This window comes from Thalassospira sp. MBR-102 (assembly GCF_040549275.1).
Lineage (GTDB): Bacteria > Pseudomonadota > Alphaproteobacteria > Rhodospirillales > Thalassospiraceae > Thalassospira > Thalassospira xiamenensis.
In genome coordinates, this window is the sequence record NZ_JBEPTC010000014.1 from 119,300 (window position 1) to 145,865 (window position 26,566).

A 26,566-nucleotide genomic window follows, 5' to 3' on the forward strand; every position below is an offset into this window, starting at 1 on the left:
TCGTCGGGTTTTCAGACCATATTTCGAGAATGCCCAAAGCGTGCTTTGGGCATTCTTTTTTGTCTGTTGTTGATGATGCATAAAAGGCCACCCGGATGTTCCCGATCACAACCCATCGCCTTATGTTCCAGCGCCCGAAAGGCACGGGAACATTTGCACCGTCCGATATCCTGCGCGCGGTGTTGGCGGTTATTGATCTGGAGGGGCTTGACGATGCCAGGTGCACCGCACTGGCAGAAAGCCAGTTGAACGACGCCGAAAAGACCCGATTGGCGGGGTTCCGGCATGATCGCCGCCGGAAAAGTTTTATTCATGGACGGTTGGCGGCGAAGGCGGCGTTGAGCGCGTATTTTCCGGGGATTGATCCGCAATCGATTGAAATAGGATCGGGGGTTTTTGATCAGCCGATCATTGTTGGCGGCGGGGATGATTTGCAGGGCATGTCGGTTTCGCTGTCGCATTCGGATCGGTTTGCGGTTGCCGTTGTTTTTCATCGTGCCCATCCGTTGGGCATTGATGTCGATCTGCCGACGATCACGGATGTGCCCGCAATTCTTGACGGGATCGCCCCCGACGTGCGGGACATGATCCGCGCCCATGATCTTGACGACCACGGGGCGGCCTGCCTGCTTTGGGTGGCGCGCGAAAGCCTGGCCAAGACCATTACCACGGGGATGATGACGCCGCTTGGACTTTACGCGCCGTCATCAATTGATCGCAAGGGGGCCTGTTTTGAGGTGCGATATGCCAATTTCGGCCAGTATCGCACCCTCATCTGGCCCGGTGCGCAGGGGTGGCTTGGCCTGACATTGCCGGATCAAACGGAGTTCGATCCGGCAAGCCTGCTCTCAAGCATGCTCTGGGGTTAGAGCTTTTTTTCAATATGAAGGCGGATGCGTTCGGCGACTTCGATCACATGGGGATCGAACATCATCGATCCGTGGGTGCCGCTGACCCATTCGAGGGTCAGATTGTCGCCCGCGACCTTTTGCCAGCCGCTATATTGATCGCCTTCGATGCTGGGTGCGGCGCGGGTTCCGGTTGTCGGACGCAGCAGCAGGACATCAATCCCGTCAATTTTTGGCGGGACATAATGGACGGCGGCGAGTGCGTTATTCTGGAACACGGCGAGCAGGCGGCGCATGGTGCCGCGATCTGCCTCGTCGGGCAGAAGGTCGCAATTCTTGCCGCGTTCGAGCAACAGGTCGATGCGTTCCTCAGGCGTTAACGGACGCAATTCGTCAACCGTGACAAGGCCGAGCTCGGCAAAGATATCGGCAAGATATTCTGCCTCGCCCTTGCGCAGGATGGCGCGGACCGCATCGGGCACGGCAATCGCATCGAGCAGGATGATATTGCGTACATCAAAGCCGGCCTGCTGCATGCGGAAGGCGGCCTCAAACGCCAGCAATCCGCCGAAGCTCCATCCGATGACATGAATCGGGCCGTTGGGAACGGTTTCGCGGATGGCGGGCATGTAGGCGGCCACCATTTCCTCGACCGTTGGCTGCAAATTCTGGCCTTCTTCGAGGCCTTGGGCTTCGACCATGTAAAGTGGCTGATCGGGGCCGAATTCACGGGCAAGGTTTTGATAGCACAGCACATTGCCGCCGACCGGATGGAAGCAGATCATCGGTGGTTTGGTGCCCGATGCATTGACGGTGACAATCGGGCTTTTGGCGTCGCTTTCGTTTTCGCGTTCGGAAATGCGCGCGGCGAGTTTTTCGACCGAGGCACAGGTAAACAGATCACCGAGCGGGATTTTGACGTTGGTAACCTTGTTGATTTTTGACAGGAACTGAACTGCAAGGACGCTGTGACCGCCGAGTTCAAAGAAATCGGCGGTGGCGTCATCGACAGTGCAGTCAAGGACTTCGCCCATCAGGCGGGCAACGGTGCGTTCATGGTCGCTGCCAAGCGGCTTTGCGGTGGTGCTTGTGGCATGATCGGTATTTTCGGGGATGGGAAGGCGTGAAAGATCAATCTTGCCATTTACGGTCAGCGGCAGGTCATCCATCGTGATCAGGTGGTTGGGCACCATATAGTTCGGCAGGGCCTGTTCAAGTTTTGCCCGGCATGCCGCGACATCGAAATCGGCATGGGCATCGTCATCGGTGACGACATAGGCGACCAGGACAACATTGCCGTTCTGGTGGCGGTCATGGGCCACCACGGCCGCACGGCGGATATGGGGATGGGCGAGCAGGGCATGTTCGACTTCGCCCAGTTCGATGCGGTTGCCGCGGACCTTGATCTGACCGTCTTCACGGCCAAGGAAAATGATTTCACCGTCACTGCGCCGTCGGCCCATATCGCCGCTGCGATAGAACCGTTTGCCGTTGGGATCGGTGACAAATTTCTGTGCGGTCAGTGCGGGGTCGTTCAGATAGCCGCGCGCGACACCGGCACCGCCAATGCGGATTTCGCCCGGAACCCCATCGGGTAACGGACGGCCCATATCGTCGCAGATTTCAATATGAACGCCCTGAATGGCCTTGCCGATGGGGGGCGGCAGAATCTGTTTATGGTTGTGCGCGGTTATTACATATTGCGCCGATGAAACGCAGCATTCTGTCGGGCCATAGGCATTGACCAGTTTGCGGTCGGTCTGACCGGGCAGGGCAAAGAAACGTTCGACCATTCGGGTGGACACGGCTTCGCCGCCCAGAACCACCATCCTTGCAGGGCAGTAAAGCCTGTTTTCTTCCCAGTAGTCGAGCAGCAGGGAAAACAGGCTTGGCGTTGCGTCAAGCTGATCAATGGCGTTGGCAACCATCAGGTTATGCAGGGCTTCGGGGTCGCTTCGCGTAGCCGATCCGGTGATGTTCAGGCAATGCCCGTTCAGGATGGCGGCGAAAATCTGAACGATGGAGCCGTCAAAGGCAAAGGGCGCGATACAGGTCAGGTTCAGGACGCGGTCCGGATCATCGGCACCGATCTGTTTTAACTGCGTATCAAGAACCGACTGGGCCAGGTTTACAACCGAGCCATGTTCGATCTGAACACCTTTGGGCGTGCCGGTGGTGCCGCTGGTGAACAGGACATATGCAAGATCGTTTGCACTGGTGATGCTTGCAGTGTGCGCATCACTTGCGGCATTCAGGACGGCGAGATCGTGGCGTCGTTTTTGCGACGGGGCGGGCTGTTGGGCCGCATCCGTTGTCAGGACGAAATCGAATGTGTAGGGGGCCGGGTCGAACCCGTCCGCATCGATTGCGGATCGTTTGGCGGCAAAGCCGCCCTGTTCGCGTGCCCAGTCTTCAAGGAAGCATTGTGGAACAAACAGGTCTTCGAGGAAATCGAGACGGGTGTTGTAGCCCTTGCCCGCCGTGTCACGGGCAAACTGCGCCAGATCGGCAAGGTAATCATCGCGGCGATCCGCATCCCAGACATTGCCAAGATAAATGGCCCCGTCGGGGGCGAGCAGGGTTTTTGCCTTTGCCAGGACGGTTCGCAGATAACCGTAGCCGGGGAAGTTCTCGATGACGCTGTTCATAATGATCAGGTCGAACGAGCCCGGTTCATAAACATCGATATCATGTGCGCCAAGCTGCCGACCGATGACATGGGTCATGCCAAGATTGATCGCCAGGGCCTCGGTCCGTTCGACGTTGCGGCGCGACAGATCGGTCGCGACATAGGTGCCGACCACGGGAGCGACGTGTTTCATGGTGAAGCCGGACGCACAGCCGATTTCAAGCACACGGGCATCGCGCGATACCAGACCGGCGACCTTGTTCCGCGCATTTGCGCCGAAGGCATCCATGGCACTTTGTGCAATTGGTTGCCCGGTGAATGCACTTTTCCAGCCACCCGCCAGAATGTTGTCGGCATCGTCACCCGCCAGATGATCCCACAGTTCGACCGACATCAGGGAGCCGTGATTTTCCGTCAGGGTATCGATATCGTCATGGTCAAGGCATAGAATATCGGTGACGGTTTTGCAGCGCCACTGCAACTGGTGCAGATCGCCGATATGAGCGCCTTCGGATATGATCAGCGGTAGCGCTGCATTGCGGACCAGTGTGGTGCGGCGGATCAGCGGCACATTCGGATCAAGCGGCACAAAGGCGAGGCCTGCCTTCAGGACGCCAAGGGTTGCTGCGATGTAATGGCGGTTGCGCCCGGTCATCACACCGACAAGCGAGCCGACGGGCAGGTTAAGTCCGGCAATGAAATGCGCGATACGATTGCTTTGGCGGTCCAGTCCGGCATAGCTGATTTCGCCGGTTTCATCGCGGGTTGCGATGCGATGCGGATGAGCTGCGGCAATCTTCGCAAACCGATCAGTGATGCTGCCGGTTGTTGCCAATGGCTGGTGATCGGGTTGGTTGTCTGCCCCGGGTGGTGTATCGAGGGTTTCGAAATCGAAATCGGCGATTTTCATTATGCGTCCCTTTGGGCATTTTGTGCGGCAGCAGCGGCGAATTTGCCAAGGAAGGCCAACCAGCGCTGCATGGTTTCCGCATCGAACAGATCGGTATCATATTCAAGGGTGAAGCGTGCCTGACCGGCTTCTTCGGTCAGGAACAGAATGATGTCATGTTTGGCCGTCGTGTTATCGACAAAGGCATCCATGTTGGATGGCAGGATGCCGTCGGCATCGGGGGCAAGCATCGGCAGGCCGGATTGTGTCCCGTCGGTTTGTGCCAAGTTGCTTACGGCTTCGAAGCGCTGATATTCGAACACCACATTGACCAATGGCTGGCGGTTGGATTTGCGTTTTGGCGCAACCGCGCGAACCAGTTCATCAAACGGGAAATCCTGCCGGTCCAGCGCATTGGCAATATTGATATGGGTGGTACGGATCAGATCGCCAAGATCGGTGTCGTCGTCAAGCTGCATGCGGATCGGCAGGACATTGACGAAGAAGCCGATCAGGCCTTCGGTTTCCATGCGTTCGCGCCCGGCAACCCCCATGCCGATGACCATATCGGTTTGGCGCGTCAGGCGATAGAGCATGGCGGAAAACAGCGACAGACCAACCGATGACAGGGTTGTTTTGTTCAGGCTGGCAAGCCGATGCAGGCCCGATAAAAGATCATCGGGCAGGGCAAGATGCACATGCGCGCCGCGGAAGGATTGTTTTTCCGGCACAGGGCGATCCGTTGGCAGATTGATCTGTTCCGGGGCATTGGCAAGCTGTTGACGCCAGTAATCCGCCGCATCGGCCCAGTTCTGTTTGGATTGCCAATGGGCGAAATCCTTATACGTGATCGGAAGTTGCGGCAGGGCAGCGTTCCGTTCATGAAGAACGGCATCATAAAGCGCGCCAAGTTCATTGATCAGGATGCGCGAAGACCAGCCATCGCCGACAATATGATGGGTCATCAGGATCATCAGGCATTCATTTGCCGCCACCTTGATCACACGCCCGCGGATCAGGGGCGGCTGGTCAAGGATGACCGGTGTTGCGGCTTCAAGCCGTGTCAGGCGAAGGGCTTCGCGGGCCGGATCGCCATGACCGGAAAGATCATCAAACGCGACGGCAGGCGGCGTGGTGGCGTGGATTTTCTGCGTGATCGTGCCGTCCTGTTCGGCAAAGCCCGTGCGCAATGTTTCATGACGGTCCACCAGACGGGTCAGGGCGGATTGCAGGATATCGGCCCGCAAATCACCGGTGCAGCGGAAGACATAAAGCATGCCATAGGCACCGCTGTTGCCGTCCATCTTTGAGAGCAGATAAAGCCGTTTTTGCGCGTGGCTGGCCGGGTAATGTTCCATTGCCGGGGCGCGCGGGATTTGGCCATTGCCGGTGGCGGCGATATCGAGGGTGGCATTTTCGATATGGCGGGCCAGCCCCGCAACCGTCGGATCGGCAAAGAAGTCGGCCATGCTGATGCGTTTGCCGGTCCGATCCGCAATGCGGTTTACGATCCGGATCGCCATCAGGCTGTGACCGCCAAGCTGGGTGAAGCTTGCGTGCCGGTTACGGATGGGGCTTGCGAAAACCTCGGTAAAGATATCGGCAACCAGTTCCTCGGCCGGGGTGGCGGGCGGGGTATCTGTGCCGCCGTCAAGGGCCAGCGCACTTGATTGCGTGCGCACCGTTTCGAGCAATGTCTTGCGATCCACCTTGCCATTGGCGGTGATCGGGATGGTATCGACGATATGCCATTTCGCCGGGATCATGTAGCCGGGCAGATGTGTGCCAAGCCACGTCATCAGGGCAGGGAAATCGATATCCTGCCCCTGTGCCGTCTGAATACAGCCGATGATCACACCGCCGTCAGGCGCGGTGGCATCAAACAGGGCAACGGCATTTTTGATGCCGGGTGCGGATTGAAGCTGCTGTTCTATTTCATCCAGTTCAATACGGAAGCCGCGCAATTTGATCTGATTGTCATGGCGGCCGCCAAATTCGATCCGGCCATCGTGGGTCCAGCGGGCAAGGTCGCCGGTGTGATAGAGCCGTTCGCGGGGGTGATCGGGATCAGCGATGAACCGTTCGCGGGTCAGGTCGGGGCGTTGCCAGTATTCGCGCGCCAGCCGCGCCCCGCCAATCATCAATTCGCCCCAGACGCCGACGGGCGCGCGTTGACCGTTCTGATCAAGGATCAGGGTTTTGGTGAAGGGGATCGGTTTGCCGATGATGGTGGCGTCGGTATCGCCCGACAGATCATTTTCGGCGATCGGGCCGACAACGGCAAAGGTGGTGCTTTCGGTCGGACCATAGCCGTTCAGAACCGTGACATCGGGGCAGGTGGCGATAAAGGTTCTGACATGCTGTTTGCTGATGGCATCCCCGCCGATCATCAGGATATCAAGTCCGGCAAGGGTGCGGGGATCATGATCGACCTGACGGTTGAACAGGCCGACACTCATGAACATTTTCGTGACACCAAATTGCGACAGAGCATCGCCGAATTTGGCCGGATCAAGCAGGTCATTCCGGTCAATTACGGCGATTTCCGCCCCACGTAACAAGGTTGCCCAGATTTCAAAGGTCGAGGCATCAAATGCCAGCGGCCCCGCCTGTGCCACAACATCACCAGCGACGATTTTGGCGTAATCCGCCCCAAATGCCAGCCGACGCACGGCCCCCTGTTCGATCAGAACCCCCTTGGGCGTTCCGGTCGAGCCCGAGGTATACATGATATAGGCAGGCAAACTGTCAGGGTTGGTCAATTCGGGCAGGGTGAAGTCCGCCGGTGCCGGGGCAATGCCAGCGATATTGATCCGTTGCGAGGATGGACCGCCGGTTTCGGACAGGGCATCAAGCGCGTCATATCCGATGTCGTCGACCAGAACCAGTTTGGCGCGGCTGTCTGACAGGATGAATTGATTGCGCGCCGCCGGATAAGCCGGATCAAGCGGGACATATCCCGCACCGATGGCGGTAATCCCAAGAATTGCCGCAATGGCCGGACGACCGCGTTCAATATGCATCGCAACCAGATCGCCCGGTTTGACCCCGGCGGTTTGCAGGCGGTGGGCAATGGCGCGCGCATCGGCATGCAGTTCCTCAAAGGTCCATGTGCCGTTGTTATCGCGGATGGCAGGGGCATCGGGGGTGACGGAGGCCTGATTGGCGAATATCGCAAAGATCCCGGCATTCGTGTCCGCATCAAGGCTGGTTTCCGGTTGCGGACCCTGTTCCCAGATTTCGATATTTGTTTTCTGATCATCGGGCAGAAGATCAAGATCGGCAATCGGTATGGTTTTCGCGGTAGTTTCCGTCGTAACCAGTTTTTGCAGGGTTTTTGTGAAGATGTGACCGAGTTCGATCATGCGCGCCTGATCGAACATATCGGCATAATAGTCAAACGAGATGGACATTCGTTCGGGCAGATCGCGGACAAAGATCGCCAGATCGTTTTTGCATTGCTGCCGGCCAAGGCCGATGGGGAGCATGGATTTGGCCTGATCATCCGGTCCGTAATCGCCCTGCGCATAGTTCATGTAAGACAGGGATATTTCGGACAGCAGGGTGCGTTCGGGGGTGGCAGGTGGCGAGAGATCATCGAGCAGCCGATCAAGGAAATAGGCCCGGTGGCGTAGCGCATCGATATGGTGGTTTTGCACCTTGTGCAGTAGGGATGCGAAGGTTTCATTATGGGCAATCTGCATGCGAAGCGGCAAAAGCGATACCATCATGCCCGGTACATTGCGGAAACCCGTCCCGTCGCGCTGGTTGACCGGGACGCTTATCACCAGATCGTCGGTTGCGGTGATCCTGCCAAGCACGGCAAACCACGTCGCCATCATGAGCGAGAACATGGTGACGCGTTGATCTGATGCGAATTTCCGTGCCGATTTCAGCAAGACCGGATCAATTTCAAACGCGACGATTTCGCCCCTGAAGCTGTGGAAGGCCGGGCGTCTGCGATCAGACGGCAGATCCAGTTTCGGAAGCGGCCCCTGATAGAGGGAAAGCCAGTAATCACGTGCCGTTTCAAGCCGCTTGAGGCTTTCGGGTTGCTGGCTCCAATACGCGTAATCGCGAAGCTGATAGGGGAGTGGTGCCAAGACCTGCCCGCGATAAAGGGCCAGCAAATCCCCCAGCAGCATTTCAATGGTAAAGCCATCGCAAACCGTGTGATGGATATCAAAGAACAGTGCCTTTTGACCGTTGGCAGCGCAGATCAGACGCCAGCGTGCGGGGATTTCCGTTGCCAGATCGAACGGCATGACAAGGTCCGCGCCGACATCTGCAAGCGATAGCGAAGCAGCAAGTTCAATTGGCGTCAGATCGGGCAGGGCGTCATGAAGTGGCAGAATTTTCATCGCCCAGTCATCGCCATTGGCAATCAACCGGGTGCGCAGGATTTCGTGGCGTTCCGTCAGGCGGGAGATGGCATCGCGCAGGCGATCAAGATCGATACTGTCATCAAGCATGAAGGCATGCGGCAGGTTGAAGGCCGTACCCATATTGCCGCTATGTTCGGCATGCAGCACGGAAACCTGTTCGGGGGCCAGCGGATAGAATTCCATTTCAGGCGCGCGGCGCGGATCGGTTTCGATCCCGGTTTCTGTTGCTGCCTTTACGGGTTTTGATGCCGATGGCAGAGATGTTTCTTCGGCTGGGGGATTTGCCGATGACTGGGGAAGTTCCGCCGTTTCAACGGATGGCGATATTTTTGCGGCCAGCGCGGTGATCGCCGGGGTTTCAAACAGATCGGCAAGACCGATATTGCAGGCAAGTTCGGCATTCATGCGATCAACGATCTGCATGCCGGTGATGGAATCGCCGCCCAGGGCATAGAAATCCTCGTCCGGGTCGATGGTGTCATAACCAAGGATTTCGGCCCAGATTTTTGCAATTTTTTCCGCAGGAGTGGCCTTTTCGTCCGATATCGCGTCACGATGATCGGATATTTCAGGTATGTTGACATCGCCCGCCGGTGACGGGGCGAATTGGGCCGTCAGAACGGATACCGTCGGTGCGGCAAACAGGTCCGAAATCGCCAGCGACAGGTTCAGTTCGGCATTGATGCGATCAACGATCTGCATGCCGGTGATGGAATCCCCGCCAAGAGCAAAGAAATCATCATCCGGTGCGATGGCATCATAGCCGAGTGTTTCGGCCCAGATGGCCGCGATCTTTTGCGAGATATCCGGTGCCGTGACGGATACAGATGCCGGTGTGGTCACGGGTTTTTCCGGTTGTGCGGCTGTTTCACCGGCAAGAGCCGGATCAAGCACGACAAGCTGCGCGGCCGTGCTGTACATGGCATCGCGCCAGAAGACCGGGGCCTGTTGCGGGGTGATGGCGGCCCCGTCCTGAAGCGGTACATTGTGGCGCGCCGCCATGCCCTGATCGGCAAGGGCACACCAGTCGATGGTCAGTGCCGGGCGGCCCTGTGACCTGCGGTAACGGGCAAAACCGTCAAGGAAGGCGTTGGCCGCACTATAGGCCGCCTGACCGGGTACACCGACGATGGCCGTCAGGCTGCCGAACATGACAAAGGCCTGCACGGGGTCGTTTAGGGTCAGGACGTCAAGATGACGGGCCCCCTTGATCTTGGCGGCCATGATGGCGTCGAACGCATCCATGTCGCGCACGGCAAGGAATCCGCCATCAGCAAGCCCGGCGGCGTGCGCGATGGCGGTGATCGGGCCAAGACTATTTCGGATCGTGGCAAGGGTATCGGACAGGGCGTTTTTATCGGCAACGTCGCAGGTGTGGATTGATACTTTAATACCCTTGGCGCGCAGGTCGGCCAGTTTAGACTGCGCAATGGCATCAAGACCGTCTTCACCGCGACGGGCAAGAAGGGCAAGCGTGATTTTGCCGCCCAAAGCCATTTCATCGGCAAGGGCCATGGCAAAGCCACCGGTGCCGCCGGTCACGACACAGACGCCATGATCGGGCCAGTTGGGTTGCGGCAGGTTATCGTGCCCTGAAATCGGGCGCAGTTTGCGGCGATAACGGACCTGATTGCGATAAACCGAAACCGGATCGCGGCCATGATCGGCTGCCAGTTCACCACCGACATGCGCGATGAAATCAGACGGTGAGATATCAGTAAAGGAAAGGGCAAGACGCGGTTCCTCGGCGGCCACCGCGATGGCAACACCGGCAGCGGCACTTTGATCCGGGGAGGCCGGAACGGTATCGCGGTCGATCTGATAGGCACCGCTTCCGGCAACGACAAGCCGCATCCGTCCGCGCATCGAGCGCAGGATATCGCGCAGGCATCGGGCGGTGCGAAGGGCGATGTCTTCGCCCGGCTGCAACGCCAGAATGACGTTTTGTGCCTTTGCCAGCATATCCTTGCCGAGCATATCGGGATGGACGCGTTGACATGCAGGCGGGATCGGCCAGAAATCGCCATCGGCAATCATGATGGTGTTTTCGGGAACCGGTTGCATTTCAACCGTGCCCGGCAACCAGTCAATTTCGAGCAGTTCCGGTATGGCGGATGCGGCTTTGCCGTTAACATCCCCCGAGAAACGAATGCCGCGTATGGTCAGAAGCAGTTTGTGGCTGTCGGCATCAAAGAAGGTGAAGTCGGCCTGGCCCGGGTGACGACGTTCGGCACATACAATGATATCGCCGCTAAACGGGGCGTGCAGCGTGATTTCGTCAATGCCGACGGGGAGAGAGCCATTATCCTCGGTCGTCAGAATCATGCTGCATGCAATATCGGCCATGGCCGGATGAATGATCCAGTCGCGCAGGTCGGCATGATATTGCGGTTTCAGTTTCAGATGCGTGATCGCCGTGGTTTCGTCCGCGCTGTAATGCATGGACATCCGGCAATCCCAGCGGTCGCTGATCGAAATCGGGCCGATCTGGGGGGCATGGGGCAGAACATGGGCCTGCAAGGTGCATTTTGCCCGTACATGATCAAGCGACGGCGAATTGTCTGTCCGGTTCTTTTCCAGCGCGTCATTGGCCCAGCGCGCGGTGGCAAAGACTGACCATTTGCCGTTTTTCAGACGGCCACCCAGTTCTACATGACCGTCATTTCCAAGCAGCAGCGTTGCCGTACCATCGGGCAGGGCATTGGGAAGAAGGGCCTTTTGCCATTTAAGGTCGGAAATATGAACGGTTTGGTCGCCTGTCCCGTTTCGGGCCGCTGTTGCGATCATGGCGGGAACCGCCATGCCGACCAGTGTCGGTTGTCCGTTCAGGTGATGTTCATTTGTCGGCCAGAAGGACGGGGAGGCGACCGGAATGGCAAAGCAGCGGCCCCTTTCGGTTTCGACCGGGCCGGTCATGATGGTGGTATCAGGGGCCCGGGTGTCGCCAAAGACCGGTTTGCAAACGATTTTCGCAAAAGGTGCATGGGGAAGGGACACGCGGCGCGCGCGCGTGTCGTCGGGCCAGATCAGGTTCGCACCGGCCAGCCATTCACGAGCGTTGGCGGTTGCATCGGCAGGATTGGTCGAAACCGCAGAAACCGATGATGCCCCAGTGGCAGGTTTGGGGGCCGCGCAATGTGTCGTGTCACCCGCGATCAACCCGGCAAGAGCGTTAAGAACGCTGTCGCGATCCGACACCGCAACGGCGAAGCGATGCTTTAGCTGATCGCGCCCGGTGGCAAGCGTGTGGCAGATGTCACGGACATCAAGGGTGGTGTCCCTGGCGATGTCACGATGCAGTTTGGCTGCATAATCGGTTAATGCCGCCTCGTTGGCAGCAGACAGCGCAAGGATGAAGGTCCCGTTTTGCGCGGTTTCATCCTGTGTTCCATCCTGTGGATTTGCACTGCGTTTCGGGGCGGCTTCAAGGATCACATGGGCGTTGATGCCGCTTAGCCCGAAGGAGCTGACACCGGCGCGTTTTGGCGCGCCGCGATCTGCCAAGGGTTCAAGGCGATTGGTCGGGCGCACCGGGGCCCGGGCGAAATCAATCCGGCTGTTGGGGGTTTCAAAGAACGGTTGTGGCGGGGCCTGATCAAAGCGCAATACTATGATGGCGCGCGCAAGGCCAAGGGCCCCCGCCGCCCCATCAAGATGGCCGTAATTCCCCTTGGCCGAGCCGATCAGGGCAAAGCCATGTTCATCCGTGCTTCCGGCAAATGCACGGGTCAGGCCATCGATTTCAATCGGATCGCCAAGCGATGTGCCGGTACCGTGGGCTTCGATATAGGATATGGAACCCAGTTCGATGTCCGCCGTTTGCGCGGCCTGCCGGATGACATCGGCCTGCATGGCCGGGTTGGGGGCGGCGGCCCCGCTTGAGGCGCCATCCTGATTGACGGCACTGCCGCGGATGATGGCATGGACGAGATCACCATCGGCGATGGCGTTGCCAAGCGGTTTGAGGACAAAGACAACGCTGCCTTCGCCCATGCCGGTACCATCGGCGCTGTCGTCAAAGGCGCGGGTGCGGGCGGTGGAAGAATCAATCGTAAAGCCGCCGTCCGCATCGGGCGGGCAGGGGATCAGTTTTGCGCCACCGGCAAGGGCGATGGTGCATGTGCCGCTGCGCAAATTCTGGCAGGCCTGATGAACCGCGACCAAGGATGACGAGCAGGCGGTATCGACGATACTTGCCGGGCCGTGCCAGTCCTTTAGGAAGGACAGGCGTGTGACCATGTTTGACGGCACGTTAAGGGCAAAGACCTGTTCGGCCTTGTCACGCGCGACATGTTCCATGGCAACGCGCCATGCCGGGTTTGCCCCGCCACCGGCAAAAATGCCGACCTTTTTACCGCGCAGGGCCTGCCCGCCATAACCGGCATTTTCCATCGCCATCAGGGCGGTTTCGATAAACAGGCGTTGTTCCGGGTCAATCAGGGCGGCATCCGCGGGTGCCATGCGGAAACGGCCCGGATCGAAATCAAAGATGCGGTCAAGATAGGCGGCTTCGCGGAAGCGGGCCGGAACCGAACGGCCAATGGCGGCCATCATGTCGCGGGTTTCATGATCGCGTTCGGGTGGAAGCGGACGGACGCGATCCGCCCCGCGAGCAACATCGGCCCAGAATGTTTCGATATCGTCCGCCCCGGCAAGCTGAAGTCCGATACCGATCACCGCAATCGGTTCGTCGGTGGCAAGCCGGGCACCCTGCGCCGACGCAAGATCGTCGGTTGCGAGATCCAGCCCTGCCAGAAGTTCAGCTTGGCGGGCGATGGTGGCACTGGCGAACAGATCGGCAATGCTGACCTTGCCGGGCCAGCGGGCATTGATTTTTTCATGCAGACGCAGCAGCAAAAGCGAATTGCCGCCGACATCAAAGAAACCGTCTTCGCGATCCGCCATCACACCGGGCAGGATTTCCTGCCACAATCGTTGCAGAACGCGTTCCAGATTTGCCACATCATGATTTTCGGCGTCGGGCTTTGCCGCGATAGCCGGTTTTGATTTCCGGCTGGCGGTTTTGGGTGAACCGGCCATCGGTGTGCCCGAAAGGGTCTTTCGGTCGACCTTGCCGCTGCTGGTAAGCGGGAGATGATCAAGGGCAAAGAAACGCGCAGGGATCATATATTCGGGCAGGCGGGTGCGCAGATGATCGCGCAGGACACCAATGGTCAGGTCGCCATCGCCCAGCACAAAGGCATGCAATTCATCAAGTTCGCCAACCCGCACCGCCTTGACCAGGGCGCGTTCAACCAGATCGTGGCTTTCAATCGTGGTTTCGACTTCGCCGCATTCGATGCGGAAGCCGCGAATTTTGACCTGATGATCGATCCGGCCAAGATATTCGACCGATCCGTCGGCAAGGAAACGCCCCAGATCGCCGGTGCGATACAGTTTATGTCCCGGGTTGCGGGGATCGTCGGGGAATTTTTCAGCGGTCAGTTCCGGGCGGTTGCGATAACCGCGTGCAATTTGCGGCCCACCCAGCACGATTTCACCCGCAATGCCAATCGGCATGTCGCCAAGCCTGTCATCAAGGATGCGAATGGTGGTGTTGGCAATCGGTTTGCCAATCGGAACGATATCGGGATTTTCAAGCGGCGAGCAGGCATGCCAGGTGACATCCACCGTCGCCTCGGTCGGGCCGTAAAGGTTATGCAGTTCGGTTCCGAAGCGATCAAACAACAGATCGTTGAAGCGCTTTACCAGTGCCGGGTCGAGCGCCTCGCCACTGGCGAAAACGCGTTTGAGGCTGCCAAGATGTTCGATGTCGACCAGCCCGTGTTCGACCGAGAACAGGAAACTTGCCAGCATCGAAGGCACGAAATGCATGGTGGTGACGCCATGATCGCGAATGGCCTGGGCAAGTTGTTGCGGATCGCGTTCAACACCCGGATCAGGCAGAACAACGCGAGCGCCCTTCCATGACCACCAGAACAGTTCCCAGACCGACACATCGAATGTGATCGGGGTTTTTTGCAAAATGACGTCTTCGGGGCCAATCGGGAAGGCGTCCTGCATCCAGAGGATGCGGTTCAGAACACCCCGATGGGCGATTTCGACACCCTTTGGGCGACCGGTCGAGCCGGAGGTAAACAGCACATAGGCAAGGTCATCGGGTGCGTTGATTGCATCAGGGATATCGGCATCTTCGCTGCCATCGATGATCAGGACTTTATCGGCGTCAAACAGATCGGCCAGATCGGCGGTGGTGATGACGCGCGGATAGCCAAGATCATCAAGCATATCCGTGCGGCGCTGTTCGGGATGATCGGGGTCAAGGGGGCTATATGCCGCACCGCATAGAAGAATCCCGTGAATGGCGGCCAGCATATCGATTGAGCGACGCACGGCAACGCCGATGACATCACCCGGACCAACCAATGCCGCACGCAGTTTTGCGGCAATCCCGGATGCACGACGGGCGAATTGTTCATAACTTAGCGTTGCAGATGTTCCGATAACCGCCGGTGCGTTTGGCGTGGCGCGGACCTGATCGATGAACGGTTCGGAAATGCTGCGTTCAATCGCAAGGTCAAGACCGGTGGCATTGAATTGATCGATCCGGGCGCGTTCGTCGGCCGGCAAAATCGGCAATTCGGCGATTTTGGCGCTTGATGACGTGGACAGGGCCGCAGCAGCAAGGATTTCAAGCCGGTTGAAAATCGCCTGAATGGTGGATTTGTCAAACAGGTCGGTATCAAATTCGATCTGACACAGCAGGGCGTCGTTCTGTTTGCTGAAATAGAATGCAAGATCGAATTTCGAGAACGGGAATTCTGTTTTCAGCAGCGAGAGTTCGGCATCGCCGAGTTTTCCAAGGTTGGGGATGCTGTCCTGCCAGGCGACCAGAACATCAAATAGCGGATTGCGCGCAGGATCGCGTGGTGCATTGACGGCGGCCACAACATCCTCGAACGGGGCGGCCTGATCGGACAGGGCATCGATGATGGTTTTGCCGGTTTGGGCCAGATGATCGTCAAATCCGGCGTTCGGATCGACATTCTGACGCAGGACAACGGTGTTGACAAAGAAGCCGACCACATCATCAAGAGCGGTCTGTTCACGGCCCGCCACCAGCATGCCAAGCGGGATGTCGGTCTGCCCGCATTGGCGGTACATCAGGATTTGGACCAAAGCGGTCAGAATGGAAAAGGCGGTTGTGCCATGCCGATCCGCCGCGTCATTAATCAGGTGCGCGGTGTCCTCGCCAAAGGCAATTTCATGGAAATCGCCCGCAAAACCGCGGGCCTTCGGACGGCGGCGATCCGTTGGCAAGGCCAGCGGTTCAGGCAGGGGCAACAGCCGTTCTTTCCAGCGGGCCAATAGATCCTTGCCGCCGGTCGAGCTTAAATAGCCATGTTGCCAGCTTGCAAAATCCTCGTAATGCCGGTTGAGCTCCGGCAAGGGCGCGGCGGGGCCGCCGGTTTCGGCGGCATAAAGGGCGGCAAGATCGCGTAGTAATGTCGGCATCGACCAGCCATCACAAATCGCATGATGCAGGGAAACCAGCATCCAGTGACGGTCGGGGGCAAGTGTGATCAGATCGGCCCGTGCCAATGGCTTGTTTTCAAGGTCGAACGGACGGACAGTTTCGCGTGCGATGAACAGGCGAGCGGGACCTTCGTCCATTTGATGGCGACCAAGTTTCAATGAACCGACCGGTGCCAGATACTGGCTGACGCCATCAGGATGATGGGGATCGGATTTGAAACGCAGGCGCAGCGCATGTTGCCGTTCTTCAAGTTTATGAAGGGCGGTCTGCAAGGCATCGGCATCAATCGGGCCATTGATTTCAAACGCGGCCGGGACGGAATAGACCGCCATGTCGGGCTGCATGCGTTGCAGAACCCAAAGGCGGGCCTGTCCGCTTGAAAGCGGGAATTTCGGGCCATCTGCCTTTGGAATCAGGAATTGTTTGCCATTCTGTTTATGGTTGGCAAGCAGGGTTGCGATCCCGCCGACTGTTCGGGCGACAAAGATATCCTGAAGTTTCGGGCGGACGCCGGTGGATTTTTCGAGCAATCCGGCAAGGCGCATGGCGACAAGGCTGTGCCCGCCCAAGGCAAAGAAATCCGACGATGCGGTAATGTCCCGGTTGCCAAACAGGGTCCTGAATTGTTCGGAAACGATCTGTTCCAGTTCGTTGCTGGTGGCGGCGTTGCCGGTTTGGGGAGCAAGCGGTGCCGTATTGGCCAGGGCACCAAGGAGCTGTTTGCGATCTACCTTGCCATTCACATTGACCGGCAGATGATCCAGCACCACAAACCGTTCGGGGATCATGTAATCGGGCAGATTGCGGCCAAGGATCTGCATCCAGACATTGCTGTTATCCTGATCGGCGGCGATGGCGGCCCCAAGGAAGGCATCGGCACCGACGCCAACCGGCATCACGCAGGCATTGCGGATGCCGTCAATCTGGCTCAGTCGTTTTTCAATGGCGGCGGTTTCAATCCGGTGTCCGCGAATTTTGACCTGCCCGTCACCGCGGCCGCCAAATTCAATCACACCATCTGAGCGCCAACGCGCGCGGTCGCCGGTTTTGTAAAGGCGGGTTTCGGGTAAATGATCGAACGTGACGAATGCCTTGGCTGTGCGTTCGGGCGCGCCGGAATATCCCAGAGCCAGCCCGTCGCCCGCGGCGTAAAGTTCACCCCAGACCCCGGTCGGAACCGGTTGCCCGCCAGTATCAAGAATATAGGTGCGCGTATTGCCAATCGGCCGGCCAATCGGGATGGTTGCCGAATTTACATCATGTGGCGTGATCGGATGGATACAGGTAAAGGTCGTGTTTTCCGTCGGGCCATAGCCGTTGATCAGGGTAAGGTCCGGGCAGGCGGCCATGACTTTTTGCAGGTGAGGGGGGCTTAGTGCCTCCCCCCCGGAAAGCAATCGTTTGAGCGGGGAAAAGCAACCTGGCGCGTCATCGGCGATACGGTTAAACAGGCTTGCGGTCAGCCACATGGTGGTCACACCGGCACCTTTAAGGGCATTGCGAAGGGCGGTTGGATCAAACAGGGTTTCGTTATCGATCAGAACCAGTTTGCCGCCATTCAGAAGCGGTGCCCAGATTTCAAGGGTTGCGGCATCAAAGCCAAGTGATGCGGCCTGTGCCATCACATCGGTTTCATCAAACGCAAGCGCCCGATTGTTCAACACCAGTCGTGCAACAGCCCGGTTGGGGATCAGCACCCCCTTGGGCGCACCGGTGGAGCCGGACGTGAACATGACATAAGCCAGATCATCGCCGGTACGTTTGGCGAAGGTCGCATCCGATGTTGCGTTGGCGTCGGGCAGTTGCGCAATACGAACGCGATCGGACAGGCCCGACAGGCGTTCAAATTCGGCGTTGTCACACAGCAAAGTACGGGCACCGCATTCTGCCATCAGGGCGGCAATGGCATCGGCAGGCAGAGATTTGTCAATTGGCAGATAGGCCGCACCATGCCATGCGATACCAAGTATCGTGATAATCGCATCAAGGGTACGATCAGCGGCAAGGGCGACAATCGACCCGGGGGCAACATCAAGGGCATCAAGACCGGCAGAAACGGCGGAAACGTGTTGCCCCAACGTGCGATAGGTGATTTTTCGGTCGCGATCCTGCAGGGCAATTTTATCCGCGTTGGCCGGGTTGGTGACCTGACGGGCGAGTAATTCGCCAAGGCCGCAGTCGCGCGGGTAATCCGATGCGGTATCGTTAAGTGCTACGGTCAGGTGATCATGTTCGTCGTCAGGCAGCAGATCAACAAGGCCAAGCGGCATTTCCGGGTTTTTGGCAAGCGCACGCGCAAAGGTCAGGAAACGTTTGGCAAAACGTTCGATCCATGCTTCGCCAAAGACGTGGCTTTGATATTCGACAGCCAGAGATGTTTCCGGGCCGTTTTTCATCATGCCGACCATCAGGGGGAATTTGCCCGCCCCGAAGTCGAGATCTTCGATCACGAAGGGGCTGTCGCTGGATTCCATCACATGGACGGCATCGAATGGCAGGCCGGTCGGGCCCTGTGCCGCCTGTGTCAGATCATGCATCAGGCGCGACAGGGGGTAATCCTGCACGTCAAGCATGGAAAGAACTTCGTGCCCGACCTGTCTGGTCAGGGCATCAAGATTATCTGCCATATCCGGTTTGATCGCGACGGGCAGGACATTCACAAAGCAGCCCATCGACTGCATGGTTTCCTTGTCCCTGCGACCGGCAAAAGGCAGCCCGATCACGGCTGTGGCGTTTTCCTTGTGCCGCGCGATCACAGCGATGGTCAGGGCGGCCCAGAGAGTGGTCTGGGTTGTTTTGCGGGTATGGCTGGCAAGCTTTGCGAAAGCCTCGGCGTCTTTGCCGGTCAGTTTGATCAGAAGGCGTTTGCCGTCGCCATTCCGTTCTGCTGCCGGGTCGTCAGGCAGCCCGGCAGATAACAGTTTATCGGTTCGTGCCGACCAGAATTTCCGCGCGATTTCGCCGCGTTCCCGATCCAGATTGCGATGTGCATTGCGCACAAGTTTTTCGATATCAGGGATGTTTCCGGGCGTGTTTCCGGCAAGTATGGCAAGAAGCTCTTTTTGCAGCAACATGATCGATTGGCCATCAAAGCACAGATGATCGATCGCCATGGCCAGTTGTGGGGCTTTTCCGTCGTCATGTTCGATATAGCCAAACCGGGCCAGAGGACCCGTCGCGAGATCAAAAAGATCATGGCGGATTTCTCGGGTGGTGTCGATTTTGCGCACAGTGACCGGCATATCGGCATGCACGCGCTGGATCAGCTGCCCGTCCTGTTCGACAAAGGTGGACCGGAGGGCATCATGGCGTTTGACGATGGCGGCAATCGCATCGCGGACCGCATTGAAACCGGTTCCTTTGGGAAGGGTGATGCCTGTAACGATATGGTAATTTGCACTTGCCGGTTGGTCACGTCTTGCAATCCATTGGCCTTCGATGGCGGGATGGGCCGGGAAGAATTTGAGGATCGGACCTGCTTTGGTGTCATGACTTTCGGCATCGGAAGGTTCACGCAGCAAGCTTAGGATTTCGGCCTTCAGGTCACGGGTTTCGGATTTCAGGGCATCATCAAATGCACCGGTCGGTGCATCAAAACAAAGATCGTGCCCGTTGGCATGCAGGCTTAGCACAATGTCGCGCTGACGGAGTTTGTCGAGCAGGTTGCGCGCGGTTTGTGTGCGGCGTGACAGCTGATCGGTATTCATCACAGAACTCCCTGTTCACGTGACGGGCGGGGGGCTGTTGTGGCCGGTTTTGCTGTTGCCGTTGCTGTTGGCGCGGATCGGGCATTGGTCGGCGGGCTGTTTGTCTCAAAGGATGCAAGCAGGTTGGCAACACCTGAAACGGTGCGGCCTTCGAACATTACGGCGGCGGGAATTTCGGCAGTCAGGACTTCGGAAAGCCGTGTTGCGATCCGTACGGCGAATAAGGAGTCCCCGCCAAGTTCAAAGAAATCATCATCGGGGCCGATTGCCGGATCGCCAAACATATCGCGCCAGACGGCAAGAATGGCGGATTGCGCTTGTGTTTCGGTTTGGGCATCGGACGTATTTTGTGCCGGGTTTTGTGCCGGGGGCAATGTGGCCTCCACCGGGGCAGCGGCAACGGCGATAGATTTGGGATCGGCGTTCACGGTGGTTGCCTTCTCCGGCCAGAAGCGGCGTCGGTCAAAGGCGTAGGTCGGCAACGGAATGCGATGGGCATCACGGGTTTGGTTGACCCTGTCCCAATCGGGCGATGTTCCCATAACCCAAAGCCGGGCAATCGCATCGGCCAGTGCGTTTGACCCGGTGATTGCGGCATCCGTTTTTCGGGCGGCATCGGGGCCGGGGGCAGGTTGCAGGGCAATGCTGTTGCCGGTCGCTGTGCCATTGACAATGGCAAGGCGGCTTGCCGTGTTGCCAAAGCCGCATTCGACCATGATCGTTTCGGGCATTTCGGCCAGAAGTCCCTTGATGTTATCGGCAAAGCGCACCGCATTGCGCAGATGTTGAACCCAGTAATCGGGATTGGTGGCGTCTTCGGGTGTCAGCCAGTTGCCAGTCAGGTTGGACTGGATCGGAAGGGTTGGCGCGTTTAACCGGATTTTGGCGACGACATGGCGGAATTCATTCAGAACCGGTTCCATCATCCGTGAATGGAAGGCATGCGAGACCACAAGCCGGCGCCCGGATTTACCCTGTGATTTGATGTGTTCTTCAAGCGCATCAATGCATTCGGTGCTGCCCGCCACCACGCATTGACGCGGGCCGTTGATTGCAGCCATCGACAGATCGGGGCCAAAGGCCGACAGAAGATCACCGACTTCGGCCTCGGTCATGGACAGGGCAAACATTGATCCCGGTTCGGTCTGCCCCATCAGGCGACCGCGCATCACCACAAGGCGAAGCGCATCTTCAAAGGACATGACCCCGCCAATGCAGGCCGCGACATATTCGCCAATGCTGTGCCCGGCCAGTGCGGCGGGTAAAATGCCGTTTTCGATCAGCCAGTTTGCCAGCGCATATTCATAAATAAATAGGGCGGGCTGGGCGATTTCGGTGCGTGCCATGCGGCTTGATGTTGCCGGGCTTTCATCGGGAACGGTCAGCAATTCAAAAAGATCATCGGGGCCGCCCGTCTGTGCCACATGCTTGCAGGCATCGCGGATGATCTTTGCCGATGTTTGATCCACTTCATAAAGGCCTTTTGCCATGCCCGGTCGTTGCGATCCCTGACCGGGGAACAGGAAGGCGATGGAAGGGACATTGCGTTGGGCAACGGCCTGATGGCGGGCGGTCGATTTCGGATGGGTCAGGGCTGAAACCGCAGCCTTGATGTTCGTGGCAACGATGGCGGCCCTGAAACGATAGGCGTGACGCCGTGACAGGCTGTTTGCGACATCGGATATCGCAATGTCTGATCCGTTGCGGTCAAGCCAGCTTGCGGTGTTTTCCAGAAGTTTTTGCAAGGCGGGTTCGCTTGCCGCCGAGAAGGGCAGGATACGGGGAATATCGTTTTGTGTCTGGCGTGATGCCGGTTCATCGAAACGGGGGGCTTCTTCGATAATCACATGCGCATTGGTGCCGCCAACCCCGAAGCTGCTGATGCCCGCGCGCAGCGGTTCATCATCATTATTCGATAATGGTTGAGCAGTGTTGTTTATTTGAAATGGTCCCTGATCCAGACCAAGATTTTCATTCGGTTGATTGAAATGGCAGGTCGGCGGAAATACCCGATGGCGGATTGCCAATACGGCCTTGATCAGCCCGGCCATTCCGGCGGCACTGTCCAGATGGCCAATATTGCCCTTGACCGAGCCAAGCCACTTTGGATGCGTTGGCGTTGTATCGGCTTTTGCATAAACCTTGTTCAGTGCGGCGATCTCTATCGGGTCGCCAAGGGCTGTTGCGGTTCCGTGGCCTTCGACAAAGCAGATGGTGGATGGATTGATCTGGGCATCGTCAAGGGCCGTTTGAATGGCCTTTGCCTGACCATCGACAGAAGGCGCGGTGAAGGCGGCCTTTGCTGAACCGTCATTGTTGATGCCGACACCCTTGATCACCGCATGGATGGTGTCCCTGTCGGCAATGGCATCATCAAGGCGTTTCAAAAGGACAATGGCCGCACCGCTGCCGCCGACAACGCCGTCTGCCTTGCTGTCAAACGGGCGGCAAACGCCGCTTCGTGATCCGATCCCGCCCTGCGTGAAATAATATCCGCCAGCCGGGCTAAGCCCAAGGGCCGCCCCACCGGCAAGGGCGACGCGGCATTGACCGGATCGCAACGCATTGACTGCCAGGGCAAGATTGACAAGCCCGGTCGAACACGCGGTCGAGGATGCGATGGCGGGGCCAGTCAGGTTCAGCTTGTAGGCAAGCCGTGTGGCGGCAAAATCCTTGTCATTGCCGAGTGTCATGCCATACCGGATCGCATCGGGGCGGGCACGCAGGCGATCACGCAGGCTGTCGATCAGATAGGTCGGGAAACCGACGCCGACATAGGCACCGACCGGGCCGTCACGCGCCGGATCGCAAGATCCGTCTTCCAGAGCGCTAAGGGCGACTTCAAGCAGCAGGCGTTGTTGCGGATCGGTTTCGATGGTTTCGCCCGCGGTCATGGCAAACGGTGTGGGATCGAACATATCGAGATCGTCAAGAATCCCATGGCGGGCGATGAAATCGGCGTCTTCGAGCGCCGACGGATCGCCGCCCATTGCGCGCAGGCGGGAAATATCGACGTCCTTTATCTGATCGATACCGTTTTCAAGCATCGACCAGAATGCGTCGCGGTCATTCGCGCCGGGCAGGCGCATCGCCATGCCAATAATCGCAATGTCGTGATTTTCAGACACATTGCGTTGGGGCTTTACCGGTTCGGCTTGTGGGGTTTCGGGGGCATGTTGATCATCCGCACAAAGGTGACGTGCGAAGGAATTGATGGTCGGGTGCTGGAATATTTCCACCGATGCAATGTTGCGCCCGGCGAGTTTTGACAGGGCAAACTGGGCGCGCGGTACCAGCAATGAATGGGCGCCAGCTTCAAACAGGTTGGTGTCAAATTCAATTTCGTCTGTTTCGATCAGCTCCATCCATATCCTGGCAATTTTACCGGCCAGTTGATGGATGCGCGCCTGATCGGGTTTGCTGGATGCAGGGGGCGATGCTTTGGACGCAACAGGCTGTTTGCCATCCGGGTTTTGGGCGAATTCGGCAAGTGCCTTGCGGTCGATTTTGCCCGACGGCAAGAGGGGTAGCGTTTCCACCCATTCAATGCGGGTCGGAACGGCCGCATCGGACAGGTGGCGCGCCAGTTCTGCGCGCACGGTTGCTGCGTCCGGGCGTTTCGACGGGCTTGCGTTGGATAGAAGATAACCGATCAGTTCGCCACCATGATTGGTTTTGACATGCAATACCGCAGCCCGTCCGACGCCGGACACGCGCGAAAGCTGGTATTCGATTTCCCCGATTTCGATGCGTTGCCCGCGAATTTTGACCTGTTCGTCCGTGCGCCCGTGAAAATAAAGCAACCCGTCTTCGCCCCAGGAAACCAGATCACCAGTGCGATAAAAGGTTTCATCGGTCTCGCCCGTCGGATCCGTGACGAATTTTTCCTCCGTCACGTCAGGCATATTGATATAGCCGCGGTTAAGTCCTGCGCCGCCAAGGTAAATCTCGCCCGGGACGCCAAGTGGTACCCGTTTTCCGTCTTCGTCAAGTATCCGGACAAAGCCACCCTTGTCGACGCGGCCGAGCGGGATGCTTTTGGTTTGGGTGTCCCTTGGTATCAGATGCACGGCGGCATGAATTGTCGCCTCGGTCGGGCCATAGCAGTTCCAGATATCGACGGTTTCGAACGCGGAATAAAGCCTGCGGACGAGTGTTGGCTGCATGATTTCGCCGCCCGTGATCAGACGGCGCAATTTGAAAGCGCCATCTGCCGGAACGGCATCAATCACGCTTTCATAAAATGACGGGACCGACATGATGTGGGTGACATGATGTCGTGCCACACCGTTCCAGAATTTATGCCCGTCACTGAGTATCGCGTGGGTCATCAGCCACATGCGATGGCCACGGATCAGCCCGACGCAGAATTGCAGCATCCAGGGATCAAATCCGAGCGACGGGAAAAGACCCATTATTTCAGGGTTGCCGTTTTCATGTGATCCGATACCGAATTGCGCAATGGCGACGTCGATTTTATCGGCAAGGGATTGGTGATGAACGGGAACCGGTTTTGGCTGCCCGGTCGAACCCGATGTATGGAAGACAAAGGCAATATCGTCGCCACAAATATCGGCATGGATATTTTCAAAGGTGATGCTGCCGTCAATGCCGGTTACGGCATTGATATCGTTTACCGTGATGGAGGTGTCGCCGATTTTGTGCCATGTGTCGGTGTTGTCACTCAGAACCAGACGGCAATCAAGATGGCGGGTCATCGACGCATTGCGCGCGATAGGTTGCAACGGATCAAGCTGCACACAGGTTGCCCCGCATTTCAGGATACCGATCACAGCGGCCGTTTGCTGCGCACTGGGGGAAATGTTCATCCCGACAAAATCGCCCGGTGCAATGCCGCATTGTTTCAGGTGGTGGGCGACGGCATTGGCCATATGGCCCAGCGTTGCAAACGTGACTTCGTGATCATCTTCGGTGATCAGGGCGACATCGCCGGGGCGTGATGCAATGGCATGATCGATGCGTTCGGGAATGAGCCGTCCCGGAGCCGGCCTTGTGAATGTCGGGCCGGTTTCAAGCGTGCGGATAATGGCAAGCTCGTTCATCGGCGGTGCGGCGATGGCCGCGATATCCTGTTCCGGGTCGTCCAGTGCGCGGGACAGGAAATAACGGAAACGTTCGGCGATGCGCGTAACGGATTTAACTTCGTGGCAAGCGGTGTCATATTGCCAGATGATTTCGGCTTCCTGCCGGCCTGGGCTTATGGCCTGCATCATATAGATCAGGCCAAGATCGGTGACTGGCCCGTTATAGATATTGACCCGGCGTGTATCCAGCCCGGCAAAGTATAAGGGTTCTGCGCCGTCCAGACTGTTGAAAAAGGCACCGCCGCCCGAAAGACCCCGGGCACCCAGACGTGCTGCACGCATGCGCGGCGCGCCAAGGCGCATATGACGGACATCGCGACGTGCCCGGGCAAAGATATCGCGGGCCAGTTCCGAAAAGCGTGTGTGTTTACCCAAATCGGCATCGAAGGGTACGATATAGGAAAAGGCACCCGGTGTCTGGCGTTCAGTCCGTCCCATCCGGTTCAGAAGCGGCATTGTGACGGTCGGTTGTTTGATATGGGTAACCTGACCCAGCAGGATAAAATAGGCGGCCATGACAATCGCGGTGGGCGATGTGCCACAGGCTTTGGCCGTGTGTATCAGTCTGGAAAGGTCGTGCCCATCCAGCGTCTGTTCCAGCCGGGCCTGAACCAATTTTCCGGATGGTTTGTCCGATGAAAACCGCGTGATCGCGTGATCGTTTTGCAGGCGTTCCTGCCAATAGGCAAGGTCACGTTGATAGGCCGGTGTTTCGGGATAGGTCGCGTCAGCTGCGATAAAGTCGCCATAGGACCCGAATGTGCTTTCGCGGACGGCAGAACCGGTTTTAAGTGCGCTGTAAATTTCCGCCGCGCGTTGCGCCATCAAATGCCCGGCATATCCGTCACAGACCAGATGATGATAAACCCGAACCCACCAGTAACGTCCCGTGCCCAGTTGCAACAGGCGATGGCGGCAATGATATCCGTTTTCCGGGTCAAGTGGCCGTCGGCGGATTTCTTCGACTTCGTTATTGGCGATCAGAACCGGATCATCGGTAAAACTTAGATCGATGACGCTGAAATCGGTTTCGCGGCAGTCATCGGCAAAGGTCTGAAACGGTTTGCCGCCTTCTGATGCAAAGCGCAGACGCAGGGCGTCATTTTCCTGATCGGTTTGGACAATGGCCTTGTAAAGGGCTGGAATATCAAGATCGCCCTCGAACCGGATGACGCTGCAAATATTGTAATTTGCGCAATCGTTGCCCTCGGCCCAGTCAAGCCATATGCTCGACTGCGGCGTTGTAAGCGGTTTTCCCTGCCGTTCTGTCCCCGGCGCAAACGTGTTTGTGCGCTTCTGCAACGTCTGACCTTTCAAACGTTGATTGCGCCATGCAGCAAGCGGTTTTTGAAATCCTGTTCAACAGGCTTTTTGTGTGACCCCGACCACATGGCTCATCCCCAACCATATCCGAAAGAATATGCCCGGGAATACATCCTGAATGCAAGTGGTCGTAGCGAAGAATTATAAGTTAAGTCCGTGAAAATACAATCAAAGGTGATCAG

General features: G+C 57.8%; 4 protein-coding genes. 1 reads left to right on the top strand and 3 read right to left on the bottom strand.

From position 1 onward, the window contains the following. Window positions 1-95 precede the first annotated feature (95 nt). Complete coding sequence (locus tag ABIE64_RS19935) at window positions 96-869, top strand: 4'-phosphopantetheinyl transferase family protein (RefSeq protein ID WP_354378367.1); 774 nt, start codon at window positions 96-98, stop codon at window positions 867-869. On the opposite strand, the gene ABIE64_RS19940 is transcribed toward ABIE64_RS19935, so the two are convergent. From ABIE64_RS19940 to ABIE64_RS19950, 3 genes are read right to left on the bottom strand one after another with little or no spacing between them, the layout of a single operon-like run. Further along, complete coding sequence (locus ABIE64_RS19940) at window positions 866-4,387, bottom strand: alpha/beta fold hydrolase (RefSeq protein WP_354378368.1); 3,522 nt, start codon at window positions 4,385-4,387, stop codon at window positions 866-868. The two genes, ABIE64_RS19935 and ABIE64_RS19940, sit on opposite strands and share 4 nt — an antisense overlap. Continuing rightward, window positions 4,387-19,956, bottom strand: a complete 15,570-nt coding sequence (locus tag ABIE64_RS19945; protein WP_354378369.1) for a non-ribosomal peptide synthetase — start codon at window positions 19,954-19,956, stop codon at window positions 4,387-4,389. The genes ABIE64_RS19940 and ABIE64_RS19945 overlap by 1 nt, the downstream gene beginning before the upstream one ends. Next, the gene (locus ABIE64_RS19950) at window positions 19,956-26,363 is read right to left on the bottom strand and encodes a hybrid non-ribosomal peptide synthetase/type I polyketide synthase (protein WP_354378370.1); all 6,408 of its coding nucleotides are present in this window, start codon (window positions 26,361-26,363) and stop codon (window positions 19,956-19,958) included. The genes ABIE64_RS19945 and ABIE64_RS19950 overlap by 1 nt, the downstream gene beginning before the upstream one ends. Window positions 26,364-26,566 lie beyond the last annotated feature (203 nt).